Annotated in this window: 11 protein-coding genes and 2 pseudogenes; 4 read left to right on the top strand and 9 right to left on the bottom strand. The window is 39.7% G+C overall.

The window, feature by feature from the left end; all coding sequences use genetic code 11:
* Positions 1–242: 242 nt before the first annotated feature.
* From WA1_RS04100 to WA1_RS04090, 3 genes are read right to left on the bottom strand one after another with little or no spacing between them, the layout of a single operon-like run.
* Positions 243–2147, bottom strand: coding sequence for a CHASE2 domain-containing protein (locus WA1_RS04100; RefSeq protein WP_017743333.1), 1905 nt, complete (start codon positions 2145–2147; stop codon positions 243–245).
* Between the two features lie 55 nt (positions 2148–2202).
* The gene (locus WA1_RS04095) at positions 2203–2874 is read right to left on the bottom strand and encodes a response regulator transcription factor (RefSeq protein WP_017743334.1); all 672 of its coding nucleotides are present in this window, start codon (positions 2872–2874) and stop codon (positions 2203–2205) included.
* 54 nt (positions 2875–2928) lie between these two features.
* Positions 2929–3633 carry a hypothetical protein gene (locus tag WA1_RS04090; RefSeq protein WP_017743335.1) on the bottom strand — a complete coding sequence of 235 codons (705 nt, stop codon included), beginning with the start codon at positions 3631–3633 and terminating at the stop codon, positions 2929–2931.
* Positions 3634–4021: 388 nt separating this feature from the next.
* On the opposite strand from WA1_RS04090, the gene WA1_RS04085 reads away from it, so the two are divergent.
* Complete coding sequence (locus WA1_RS04085; protein ID WP_051077043.1) at positions 4022–4219, top strand: type II toxin-antitoxin system PrlF family antitoxin; 198 nt, start codon at positions 4022–4024, stop codon at positions 4217–4219.
* A 225-nt stretch (positions 4220–4444) separates the two neighbouring features.
* Here WA1_RS04085 and WA1_RS04080 read toward each other — a convergent pair.
* From WA1_RS04080 to dnaK, 4 genes and pseudogenes are all read right to left on the bottom strand, one after another.
* Positions 4445–4666, bottom strand: a pseudogene (locus WA1_RS04080) (transposase); the annotation flags it as partial.
* 149 nt (positions 4667–4815) lie between these two features.
* Positions 4816–5190 (bottom strand): annotated as a pseudogene (locus WA1_RS04075) (acetoacetate decarboxylase family protein); the annotation flags it as partial.
* Positions 5191–5328: 138 nt separating this feature from the next.
* Positions 5329–6381: a hypothetical protein gene (locus WA1_RS04070; RefSeq protein WP_148662611.1), complete on the bottom strand. Its 1053-nt coding sequence runs from the start codon at positions 6379–6381 to the stop codon at positions 5329–5331.
* A 294-nt stretch (positions 6382–6675) separates the two neighbouring features.
* The gene (gene dnaK, locus WA1_RS04065; protein ID WP_017743340.1) at positions 6676–8595 is read right to left on the bottom strand and encodes a molecular chaperone DnaK; all 1920 of its coding nucleotides are present in this window, start codon (positions 8593–8595) and stop codon (positions 6676–6678) included.
* 288 nt (positions 8596–8883) lie between these two features.
* Between dnaK and WA1_RS59355 the strand changes: the two genes are divergently transcribed.
* Both WA1_RS59355 and dusB read left to right on the top strand, forming a co-directional pair.
* A complete protein-coding gene (locus WA1_RS59355; RefSeq protein ID WP_017743341.1) occupies positions 8884–9006 on the top strand; it encodes a hypothetical protein in 123 nt (40 codons plus the stop codon).
* Between the two features lie 150 nt (positions 9007–9156).
* Positions 9157–10212: a tRNA dihydrouridine synthase DusB gene (gene dusB, locus WA1_RS04060; RefSeq protein WP_026134642.1), complete on the top strand. Its 1056-nt coding sequence runs from the start codon at positions 9157–9159 to the stop codon at positions 10210–10212.
* A gap of 66 nt (positions 10213–10278) precedes the next feature.
* On the opposite strand, the gene WA1_RS04055 is transcribed toward dusB, so the two are convergent.
* Entirely contained in the window at positions 10279–10524 is a 246-nt protein-coding gene (locus WA1_RS04055) for a type II toxin-antitoxin system VapC family toxin (RefSeq protein ID WP_017743343.1), read from the bottom strand.
* 292 nt (positions 10525–10816) lie between these two features.
* On the opposite strand from WA1_RS04055, the gene WA1_RS04050 reads away from it, so the two are divergent.
* Positions 10817–11434 (top strand): COP23 domain-containing protein, encoded by a 618-nt coding sequence (locus tag WA1_RS04050; protein ID WP_017743344.1) that lies wholly within the window; start codon positions 10817–10819, stop codon positions 11432–11434.
* Positions 11435–11470: 36 nt separating this feature from the next.
* Here the strand turns inward: WA1_RS04050 and WA1_RS04045 are convergent, their stop codons facing one another.
* On the bottom strand, positions 11471–13018 hold the full coding sequence (locus WA1_RS04045) for a tetratricopeptide repeat-containing S1 family peptidase (protein WP_017743345.1): 1548 nt from the start codon (positions 13016–13018) through the stop codon (positions 11471–11473).
* Positions 13019–13166: the final 148 nt, after the last annotated feature.

Genomic DNA, 13166 nt, shown 5'->3' with positions numbered 1-13166 from the left:
TGTTTCCCAATACTTAATTAGAACTAGTTTTTATTCTTGTAAACTATAAAAATTAACCTTTCCGCTAACTGTTTATATATTAAATCAATTATTTATATATTCCTTTCATGGTTTATGCCATTTTAATTGCATAAATCTGCATTACTAAATTATGCTTCTGTTATAATATATAAAAACAGTAGAAACGTTATATCAAAACTTTTCTACACATCATTATTTGTTGATTTCCAAGATTTACCAAACTACAAACGCCAAAAATTAAATTTCCTAGCAGTCCAAATAAGTTGATAAACTGCCCCCTTGGGAGAATTTGCAAAACGTTGAAATTTCCCCCTTAATTGCTTTGCTAAATTCTGTGCTTGCTTCGTTCCGAAACCTTGATGTTCCCGGTTCGATTCTTGAATCCCGCAACCATTATCGCTGACTCGAATCACATTAAAACCCTGCTCTTGCTTGCAGATAATATCTAATCGAGTCATACCCCGTGCATATTTACCCGCATTAGTTAATCCCTCTTCTAAAAACCGACACAATCCCCGTTTTTGCTCAATACTTAGATTGCGTTCGTCAAGTCGCTGAAAATTGACTATCTTAATCTTAAGAGTCTTAAATTCTGGGTGATTTCTTTCTAAAACATCAAAATAAACTTGGTGGAGAACTTCATGAATTGGTTGCTGTAAATTTAATTGTTGTTCTCCTCGCAAATAAAAAATCTCCCCGTTAGTAGAAGTTTCCCTCTGTAACAGTATATGTACCTGCCGCAGTTCTTGATTAAGCTGTCTCAAATCAGTAGATAATATCTGTTTATCTAACTTTTCATCCCCGTCGAGATTTCTCAAAATCATACTCAACTTTTGTAGAGGACCACCGTGAATTGTTTCAAACACTGAGTCAATAACTATTTGACGATCTTGAATCCTGGTGCGTAAAGCTTCGTCGTATTTGGAAAAAACTGCGATCGCCAAACCGTTACATAAAAAAACTAAAATAGAGGGAACAATCGGAAGCCACCACCCGAATATTAATAATTGATAAGAAATACCAACCAAAATCAAGCTAATGATACCAATAGTCAAAACGAGTTTTCTGGAAGAGTTAATGCTACGTCCTAGAAAAATTCCTGCAAACCCAACAAATACAATCCACAAATACTCTCCCCCATCTGACCAGGTTTTTAATAAAGTTCTTCTGTCCTCTACAGCACTAATTATTTGACTGACAACGTGTGCTTGAACTTCAACACCATAAATTAATGGGTCTTTGCTATAGTTTTTCAATTTTATCGCTTCAGAAACTACATAATCTTTGGCGCTAGGACTCATAATCCCTACTAAAACTATTTTATTTCGTATCTTCTCTGGTAAGACTTTTTTATTAACAACGTCTTTCAGAGAAACAATAGCAAAAGGTTGAGGATGAGCGCGAAAATTAATTAAGGTTTGACTACCACCAGCATCTGCTTTTATATATCCACCGGAATTGGAACGGAAGCGTGGTAATTCTGTCACACCAAATCTCATTCCATACTCATCACCGTCAATACTATCTAACTTAATACCTTGCTTTTCTAAATAAATTCGTGCTAATTGTAATGGTAAAGATAATCGCCATTCATCATTTGCATTAGATGCACCTAATAAAGCTCGTCTTTGCTTCCCGTCCTTGTCGGGTACAGCGTCAGCAAAACCTAATTGTTCTGACAGTAATGTTGGAGGAGGATTAACTTTTCTCTTACTAATGTCAGGAACAATTGTTTCAACCCCAATAAGATTTTTTGCTTGTTTAAAAGTATTAGCTAATTCTTTACTTCCGGGGGGTACAGCTAAATCTCGATATATATCTAAACCAATTGCAACAGGTTGAGAATTTTGTAACTCTTGTAATAATAATGCAAGTTTCCCATCTGGAATCGGATATTGACCGATGTTGCGGATATCATCCTCATTTATTCCTACTATTAAAATCCTCTCATCTGGATTTTCTTGGGGACGTATACGCATAAATGTATCAAACACATATAATTCAAGGAATTCAAATCCTCCAAACAAACGGGCTATTATGATAAAACCTATTGCTACAGTTTCAGCAATAATGTCAACAGGTTTTTGAAAACCGGAATTACTTATTCTCCAAAAATTTGTAAACATCTGTTTTTAGCATCTAAACTAATTTCAACAGGACTCCGAACAATATAATAAATGACTAATCAATCAACCCTTCTTCCCTAGCTCGACTTTCAGTTTGAATTCGCAAGTTTTTATTTACTTCAGGATACACAGAAAGCGCATCCTGAATTTTTGTCCAGTAATGTCTTACTGTTCGTTCAGCTATCCGCATTTGTTCAGAAATTGCTCTATCAGTGAATCCTTCTTTAAAGGCTAGTTGTAACATTTCTAGCCACTCTGGTTTCATTTCTAAGCCAGAACGCATCTCTTTTGGTGTATAATTTAATCCTCTAAGTGCCCAATCTACTTTTGTTAGCATCTCGTTCATTGGTAAACTTTTATCTGCAACGGTAAAACCACCTTCATGATTATTTATGATGGGTTTTAAGCGAATTAGAGAGCGAGGATAAGCACTTTGAACAACTATATTTATTGTCGGATACTGCTCCATTAATTTTTTGAGCAATTCAATACCTGCATCAATTCTAGCTGATTGTCCGCTATTTTCAGGCATCGATAAATCAACAACAACTAAATCTAGATTGTTTTGCGCGACTAATTTCAATGCTTCTTGAGCCGTCTTTGCTTGAATTATTTCAGTTCCAGGATAGTGCTGTCTGAGAGGATCAATAGTTGCATATAAAACTAATTCTTGGTCATCGACAATTAAAAAATTGTATTTACTTTCTTGAGAATTCATTTGATTCATTTTTCAGTCCTTCCATTAGAAAACTATGGTTTGAAAATTAAAACCTTGTTGCCTCTACCAATAAAAATACCATATCTGGCTAAATTCATTTTGCTGATACCCAGATTTTCCGCCAGTCAAAGTTTTAAAAATATGGGATAAATAATTTAATGTTTGTAAAGCAGAATAATCATGATGATTAAACTTGACTGTACTAGAGATTTTTAATCTAAGCTCACTGTACCTTTTTTCCTGTTTTAAACTTAACAAAATTGATGAGTAACTCGCATTATGATCGTTGATAATTTCAATAGCTTCATGCAAAAGCATTAATAATATACGATTTATTTCCTCAGATCCTTGATTCCATGTCTCTGGTAAGTCCAGTTGTATATTTAAGTTAAACAAGTGTGACTGCCGTGATTCTACAAAAGCACGGATTGCCAATGGTAAACCATCATCAAGGTGAGCAGGGTAAAAATATTCACTCAAGTCTATCAGCGAAGAATGTATTTTTTGGATGCGATCGAGATTTTTTTCGTCAAACTTACTTTCAGAGCAGCTTAACCGCGATAATTCAATATGTCGTCTGAGGACAAATAATTCTTGTAACATTTTATTGCGAATTAACTCAGCTTCTTGACACATTCTCAAATGTTGCCTCTGATACCACCAGCGCAGAGCCTGTTGTGCTAAGTGTCTGGAAATAATTAGCCGTAAAATAATAGGGATAGCAATTACAGTAGCAAATATAACTACATTGTCTAGTAAAGAAATCATTACTTACTTTTAATTAATCTTTAGGAGGGAGTAGCTAAACATAATGAAAACGAGTTATTTTGAATCTGCTAATGTTGGTGAAATACCCATTTTAAGACCTTGGCGATTAAATGAATTACAAGAAATTACCAATTAACTGGCACAAAAGTGCAACTTTTACCGCTTGATTTATGCTATTCAACAAGTGGATTGCATAAAATTGAGTATAGTCAGATCTGTAATTCCTGCGATTGTTTGGAAACTTGAATTCGTGGCAGTGGCTCAAGTAGCGTAGTGACAGGGGAGTATTGGCAATAGCAAGTTATGGTACATTCCCGCCAAATTGCACTCTTGACAAGACAATGCAAATGCATTACTTTAAAAGAAATCTTAAATAAATTAATTTTCTATGGCAGTAACAGAAATTATATGTGTAGAGTCTAGCCTTACTGATCGCTATCAGACTACAGTCCCCGATGCCGTTCGCAAAATTCTTGGCTTAAGTAAGCGCGATAAAATTTGCTACACCATTCAATCCGATGGTAAACCCAGATTTCTCACGAGTGAGAAAAAAACACTTGGATTAGCCTGTTTTAGGAAAATTTAATTAATACATCATCAAATTCCCTAAAGACTATAGGTGAGTCTAAGTAATAATGCGATTCACTTAAAATATAAAAAATACACTAAAATTGATTTCTACTGAGAGTCAAAACTTTTAATAATCAAAATTGACAGAGCAATTTCTAGGTTAAATCAAGTCAAATAACCCAAAACATCAGTTATAAAAAATTAGAATTAGCTATGTCTTATGAATTTAGTTAGGTCATGATTAGCCAGGGCAAGGCAGTTGGGATAAACGCTCATAAACTTTTGCAAAAATTTCGTGATAAGGGCAAGCATGACTAATCGCGATGACAACTCGTCGTTTACTAATAGTAATCACTGCCCCTAGCTTCAAGAGTTTTAATCGGATAGTTTCAACAGTTGCATTTTTGAATTCTGTCTTGGCTAAACATTGCTTTCGCAAAGCATTCATCAATAGAATATTTATATATCAAGCGATTGCAATAGTATCTGTATTAACATCCATAAATCTTGAACCAAACTAATAGAATTAACAAAATTACATTAGCTTAAGATTAAGCAAAGCTGTCTAAATATAGCTAACTTGCTATGCTTTAAAAATAGAAAAATGAGAACCAATGTTCGCTCTCCCTGGCGGACCGTGATTTGTTCGCCTTTTTCCCAAGTAAACTCTGCCATTTCCTTGGGTAATCCCCAAATTTCTCGACCACCAGCAACTGAGTCTGGATTGTCCACATATATATGGGAAACCCACCCACCAACTTTTCCTTGATAGCCCACAAACGCCGGAACTACAATTAACTCGCTATACTCCAATTCAGATCCTTGTCCATAATAGGATAGATATACACCACCAAGAGTTTTACCGGGTAACACAGTAATAATTTCTAACTCTTTCGGTATCAAGTGACGCACTCGCTCAATATTTACCAAATGTCCGGTCAGGAGAGCGTAGCCATTCAGTATCCAAGGTGCTTGTGGGTATGCCATTGTTTGCAAGGTATGAATAAATTACTTGGTGCTGCTAAATAAGTCTAAAATCAGTACCAAGTTTAGTTTAGAAGCTAGCTTGTGATGAAGCACCTTACTCTAGGTACAAATTTATTAATTAATGTCACTGGTCATTGGTCACTGGTCACTGTTTTGCAGTTTCAATACTTTCGCATTCCACTTGGCAATTTGCTCGTTTGCTTCTTTATATAGAGGACGCCCTTTTGTAATCAAACTAGCTTCATTAATTGCCATTTGTACAGATATCAAATCATCACGACTTGCAAGTTTTTTAGCTTGTTCAAGTGAGGAGCGGTCATCAACAATTTCTATATTTTGTCTGATAACAGCAATCAGTTTTTGTGCTTCATCATAGTGACGACCATAACTCACCATGCTAGCCTCACTAATGCCATCTATCATTTCTTCAACTTTTTGAGACTTGGCTAAGTTCCTAGCTCTTGTTAAATAAGCAACATCTTGTGTTTCTTGCTCTTGCTCCCAATTCTCGATTTTCTCCGGTTCTTGTTTGGCTATTGATTGACGATATTTTTCTTCTTCTGCCGCTCGCTCTTCCTGTTTCTCTCTAATATCTTGAATTTGAGCCACTAATTCTTGATACTTGGTTGTCTCCCAATAATCATTCCCGATTTTTAGAAGTTTTCGAGCTTCAGTTAATGCTATATACGAGTTATCTCGATCATCTTTCTCTAGTTTGGCTACAGCTTTTTCATAAATTACTGAAGCTTTTGACCATACAGATCTCCATAGTTTAATTCTGTTATCTGCTAATTTATAAGTAGGAACACTGTCCGGAATCTTTTTAACAATATCAACTGCTCTATCTATATCTCCCTGCTGAAAGGCATTTTCACCCAATCGCAGTATTGCCTGCGACCATTGTTCTGTCAACTGTTCAGCCATTTGATACTGGGGATGCGTCGCAGGTAGGCTACTCACTAATTCTATGGCTTGATACAACTTATCTACATCTTGTTCATCTGCGATCGCTTTGCCACAGTAGAAAACTGTAGAAGCAGAAGTCCTACTTGCTTCTGATAAACAATCCGGAAGTTCTGGCAACTGTAAGAGTTGAACAACTCCCCATCCTCCCGCACCAACTGGAAACGATAATGTTATAGCAATCCAAACCCACCATTTGATAACTGGAAACCACTGCTGTATATTCATTTGTAGGTTCATCTTAGAGTACAAACTCTTAGCTGTTAATATTCAGTGTTCCCATTTTTGAATAAATTTTGCTATGAAAACCGTATAAAGTAATATCAATTTTCTTAAATAATCGCTGCATAGAATTTTTACAAAATTTCAATATTAAAAACTGTCATAAAAATACCCATCCAAGAGTATCTTGAATGGGCATTTTTAAATTGTATTGAGGGTAATACGTAGGTTGGGTTAAGCGGCTGCGAAACCCAACACAACAGATTGCCGATTATGTTGGGTTTCGTTCCTCAACCCAACCTACTTAGACTCGGTGAAATCGGCATCAATGACATCATCACCAGAGCCACCACTTGAGGAAGCGCCGCCATCAGAGGTGCTAGAAGAAGAACTACTACTTGCAGAAGTATCACCACCCCCTTGTTGGTAGATGTTGCTACCAACAGCAAAGAGTGCTTGTTGCAATTCGGGCATAACCTTCTTGATTTGCTCGTCATCTTCCTTAGCCACTGCATCGCGCAGGTCTTTGACCAAACCTGCTACTTTGGTCTTATCAGCATCCGGAACTTTGTCGCCTAATTCTTCTAACTGCTTCTCAGCTTGGTATGCCAAGGAATCAGCTTGGTTCTTGCGGTCAATTTTCTCGCGACGTTCTTTATCGGTAGAAGCGTTTCTCTCAGCTTCATTGACCATGCGGTCAACTTCGGACTTATCTAAGGTAGAAGCACCAGTGATGCTAATAGATTGCTCCTTACCAGTACCTTTGTCCTTTGCAGTCACGTTGAGAATACCGTTGGCGTCAATATCAAAGATAACTTCAATTTGGGGTACACCACGTGGTGCTGGGGGAATACCATCAAGACGGAAGGTTCCCAAGCTCTTGTTATCATTTGACATTTCCCGTTCACCCTGGAGAACGTGGATTTCCACGTTGGTTTGACCATCCACGGCAGTAGAGAAAACTTCCGACTTCTTGGTAGGAATGGTAGTGTTGCGAGGGATAATCTTGGTCATGACACCGCCCAAGGTTTCAACACCTAGAGACAGTGGTGTTACGTCTAACAGTAAGATACCAGTAACATCACCACCAAGCACACCTGCTTGAATTGCTGCACCAACAGCTACGACTTCATCAGGGTTTACGCTTTGGTTGGGGTCTTTACCCAACACAGTTTTAACAAGCTGTTGTACTGCGGGAATACGGGTAGAACCACCAACTAATACAACTTCGTTAATGTCGTTTTTGCTTAACTTAGCGTCACGCACTGCGTTTTCTACAGGAACGCGACAGCGCTCAATTAAGTCAGCACAGAGTTTTTCAAACTGAGTACGAGTCAGCGTCATATCCAGGTGTTTTGGTCCATCCTGGGTAGCAGTGATGAAAGGCAGGTTAATTTCTGCTTGGGTAACGCTAGAAAGTTCGATCTTTGCTTTTTCTGCAGCTTCAGTCAAACGTTGCAAAGCTTGTTTGTCCTTACGCAAATCGATCCCTTCTTGCCTTCTGAACTCTTCTGCCAAGTAGTCAACAATTTTCTTGTCGAAGTCGTCACCACCAAGGTGAGTGTCTCCAGAAGTTGCTAACACTTCAAATACGCCGTCGCCCACTTCGAGAATGGATACGTCGAAGGTACCACCACCAAGGTCGAATACCAGAATGGTTTCTTGGGTTTTCTTATCAAAACCGTAAGCCAAAGAAGCGGCTGTCGGCTCGTTGATAATCCGCAGTACTTCAATGCCGGCGATCTTACCAGCATCTTTGGTTGCTTGACGTTGAGAGTCGTTAAAGTATGCAGGAACGGTAATAACTGCTTGAGTTACAGTCTCACCAATATATTTGCTAGCGTCTTCTACCAGTTTGCGGAGAACTTGCGCTGAAATTTCTTCAGGAGCAAACTGTTTGCCTACTACAGGACAGTCTAATTTTACATTGCTGTTACTGTCGCGTAGCACTTTGTAAGACACTTCAGTGGCTTCATGGGTAATTTCGTCAAATTTACGACCAATGAAGCGCTTCACTGAATAAAATGTGTTTTCTGGGTTCATCACCGATTGGCGCTTTGCAATTTGCCCAACCAAGCGATCGCCATTTTTCGCAAACGCTACGACTGAAGGTGTTGTCCGAAAACCTTCTGCATTCGCAATTACTGTAGGTTTACCACCTTCCATAACTGCTACGCAGGAGTTTGTAGTACCTAAGTCAATTCCAACTACTTTTGCCATTGTAGGTGCTGGCTCCGTATAACTACAAGAAATTTAAAGAGAGTATAAAGGACTAAATCTTGAACCAACTGAGTTAGAAAGCAGCCAGTCCAGCAATAATTCCCTATGATTTGACGTACTGCTGATATATATACTGAGCCGATGTAGCCAGTCCATGAAGGGTGGTTTTCCGAACTTTGTTAGGGCGGTTATGCCTCTATACTGGTTAGCACTTGACCACTCAGTGATTGGCTATTAGTATTCAGTCACTCATCTAATGTATGAGAATTAATACTTGAAACAAATAGGGTGAACCGTATTTCTCTTGTGGTGTTTGCCGTCTTTGGGGATTTTGGATTTTGGATTTTGGATTTTAGATTGGCGATTGGCGATTGGCGATTAGAATTAGGAGAAGTTATAGTTAAGATCTAAGTTGTTACTTTTATTTTGTAATCCCTAGTTCCTAGTCCCCAATCCCTAATCCCCAATCCAAAATCCAAAATCCAAAATCCAAAATCCAAAATCCAAAATCCCTAATCCAAAATCCCTAATCCAAAATCCCTAATCCAAAATCTTCAATTTATGCTTACGCTGTCTCCTAGTTTAAAAGCTAGACTTTCGACTCCTCTAAAAATTGGTTCGCTTGAGGTCAAAAGTCGAGTCCTTCAGTCGCCTTTGTCCGGAGTGACTGATATGGTATTTCGGCGACTGGTGCGTCGTTATGCGCCTGAGTCAATGATGTACACGGAGATGGTAAATGCTACGGGCTTACACTATGTCAAGCAGTTGCCCAAAATCATGGAGGTAGACCCCAACGAGCGACCAATTAGCATTCAGCTGTTTGACTGTCGCCCAGATTTTTTGGCAGAAGCGGCGGTGAAAGCAGTTGCAGAAGGTGCTGATACCGTTGATATTAATATGGGTTGCCCAGTCAATAAAATTACTAAAAATGGTGGTGGGTCTTCTCTACTGCGTCAACCAGAAGTGGCTGAGGCAATTGTTCGAGAGGTGGTAAAGTCGGTAAACGTACCTGTGACGGTAAAAACCCGTATTGGTTGGAATGACAAAGAAATTACAATTCTTGATTTTGCCAAGCGGATGCAGGATGCAGGGGCGCAAATGATTACGGTACACGGTCGTACCCGCGCCCAAGGTTATAATGGCAATGCCCGTTGGGAATGGATTGAACGCGTTAAAAATGTACTTTCAATTCCCGTAATTGCTAACGGGGATATTTTTTCGGTTGAAGCAGCACTGAAGTGTTTGGAACAAACGGGTGCTGATGGGGTGATGTGTTCCCGTGGAACTCTAGGTTATCCGTTCCTAGTTGGTGAAATTGATTTTTTTCTCAAAACCGGAGAATATTTACCACCGCCTACTCCAATTCAGCGTTTGGAATGCGCTAGGGAGCACTTGGAAGCTTTATATGAGTACAAAGGTATTAGAGGTGTACGCCAAGCACGCAAGCACATGACTTGGTATGCTAAGGGTTTTGTTGGTGCTGCCGATTTACGCGGACAGTTGAGCGTAGTTGACTCAGTTCAGCAAGGTGTCGATTTAATCAACAATGCCATTGAACTGTTGACTCAAGGTTATGAACTTGAGGAAGAAATGGCATCTGATTTTGCAATGGTGTAATAGGGAGTGGGGAGTAGGGAGTAGGGAAGGCATTTTGCTCTTTACAACAGTGGGAGAAGATGAAATTTACCAACATCGTTCAATCCGATATCGATCGAACACAGCATCAACGCTTAACAATGGCATTTTTTCAGTCATTGCTTGAGCAATTAACAAACGATCAAATGGATCTCGATGATGGTTTGGTAGCTTTTCTAAAGCGTAAATGTGTCCAGTAGTAATTGATAGAAGTTGCAAATCATTTACTTGTTGCTGACTCTCAATTAACACCGAAAGCGGTAAATCAAAATTCAACTGCTTTACTGTTGGCATGGGCTACAAATTGCGAGTCTTCTTTCCAAATTTGAACTGTGTAGTTAATGTACATTTTCCCATCCTGTCTTCACAATTAAGTACTGCCGCCACTGCCAGAATTTTAACTACCGCTTCAATTGTACTGGGCAGAGGGGCGTGTTCGCCCACGCTTACGTGAATTTGAAATGCTGCTTTGGGCAAAGTAACAGAAGAGCGATCGCCACCTCTTTACAAATCCTTCCGTAATTGCCTTTGCGTCCCATGTATCTTCAATACATAACAGTGTTACTCTGATTTGAGAGCAAATCGCATGTCTAAGGGAAAGCACATATTTGAAGGCGCAAATTTGACTACAGGTTTGATTGGTGCTGCTGCTGGTATTGCTAGCTTGGTATTAGCATACATTGTTGCTACTGGCTGGACTCCTGAGATGTCTGGCTTCAGTTCAAAAGATCGTTTTTCTTGCACTTTGCAACCTGATGCACAAAACGGTGGTGAAGTTTGGATGGTGATGTATCGTAATGATCGGGGAACAAAGCCTTGGCTGAGAATGGTCAACAGCTTTGGTGGTGGCTGGAATACCCTAAAACGATGCAATGAGATTGCCCAACGCTTGGAAAGCTTTCGCCAAGATGGGTTAGTGGGGTTTAGCCATCGCTTTGATCCCAAAACACCTAACCAATCTGTGATTTGTGCCATCACTAAGCTCGATCGCAATAATTGCAATCTGCTAATAACACTCAAACCTAATGTTGACGGATATGATTCCCTACGACGTATGCTTGAGGCTCATAGAAATGGTACTACTGTTGACCAAGGCTCGAATAGTTCAACAGTCTCCACTTTTCCGCCTGGTTCAACGTTTATCAGCTTTGAAGACCAATTAGCAAAAGAGGATCTTAAAGCTGGATCGGATGCTAAGAAATAAGCTGTTAGGAATATAACTTGCGTATTATAGCAGAGTTTAGGGTGTAGGTGATGGGGTGTAGGGGAAAGACAGTGTTGAGCGACCTAATTTAGTAAGCAACTGCTTGCGGTTATTTATTGCTTGCTGATAGTCGGGCTTAATACTGATTGCTTTATCATATGATTTGAGCGCTTCATCATAGCGTTGCAGTTCATCTAAGGCAGTGCCTCGGTTATTCCAAGCTTCATGTTTGTCAGGTTTGATCGCAATCGCTTTATCATATGATTTGAGCGCTTCATCATAGCGTTGCAGTTCATCTAAGGCAGTGCCTCGGTTATTCCAAGCTTCATGTTTGTCAGGTTTGATCGCGATCGCTTTGTCGTAGGATGCGATCTCATCACTGTAGCGTTGCAGTCCATTTAAGGCATAACCTCGATTATACCAAGCATTAGCATCGTCAGGTTTGAGCGCGATCGCTTTGTCGTAGGATGCGATCGCATCATCATAGCGTTGCAGTCTATTTAAGGCATAACCTCGATTATACCAAGCATTAGCATAGTCAGGTTTGAGCGCAATCGCTTTGTCGTAGGATGCGATCGCATCATTATAGCGTTGCAGTTCATCTAAGGCAGTGCCTCGGTTATTCCAAGCTTCATGTTTGTCAGGTTTGAGTGCGATCGCTTTGTCGTAGGATGCGATCGCATCACTGTAGCGTTTCAATTCGCCTTGGGCAAATCCTTTACCAAACCAAGCTTCATGCAAATCAGGTCTGATTTCTAAGGCTTTCTCATAGGCGACAATAGCTTTCTCATAGCGTTGAGAAACTGACAAATCATTGCCTTCATTCAAGAAGTTATCTGCCTCCGTAGCTACTTGGGCGAAATTTGCTACATAAGTATTAATCGGAATGCCCCATTTAAAAGTGCCGACTGCATCGCCGAGACTTGGGTTAGTAACTGTTGTAGACTGCTGTTGTGGTGGTGGTTGTTCGCCTTTGAGTTCAGCTTCTCGAGAAAGTTCCACATCGGTACGCCCATGAACTGCAACCACTTGCCCTGATGTATTCATCACTGGGCTACCACTCATCCCCGCTGCGGTGATTGCAGTATAGGAAATGCCATAGCCTTGGGTTTGGCTATCAATTAATGACACAGTGCCAACAGTAAACTGCTTCGCCAAACCACTACCAGGAAAACCAGTAATGTAGATCGTGTCTCCCAAAGAGACATTGTCGGAGTTACCGAAATTGAGGGCTTTATAGGGGCAACTTCCACTATCAGGGTTGAACGTTACAACTGCTAAATCCTGCTTGGAAAAGCGTTTGATACTAGTGATATTGGCTCCTTTCCAAATTTTTTTATCAGGGGTTTGCAGTTGAAATTTAGCACTGGATGGGATCACATGACGCACTGTGAGTACCGTGCAGGCTTGGTTATCTTCACCAACCACAAAAAATCCTGTACCATGCCCTGGCTGATCTTCGTAGTTGATGAAAACCACACTTTCTCCAGCGAGCTTACCAATTTCTTTTACTGACTTTGAGGTGCTACAACTGATTAGAGATAAAGCGACAAAACTAAAGGCAACCAAGCAACGCCAAGACATTATCCCGTACCTACAGAACTGAGTGAGTCAAGTTACTTTGACTTGCTATCTATATAAATAGCACTAAAGATTACGTGATGAATAAGGATAATTCCAGATATTTTTAGTAGAAACTTTTTCTTTACTTTTCCTCTCCATGCAGTCAGAA

It is taken from the genome of Scytonema hofmannii PCC 7110 (assembly GCF_000346485.2).
In the GTDB taxonomy this organism is placed as follows: domain Bacteria; phylum Cyanobacteriota; class Cyanobacteriia; order Cyanobacteriales; family Nostocaceae; genus Scytonema; species Scytonema hofmannii.
The sequence above is the reverse complement of the archived record's forward strand: the minus strand, read 5'-3'. Positions and strand labels throughout refer to the sequence as shown.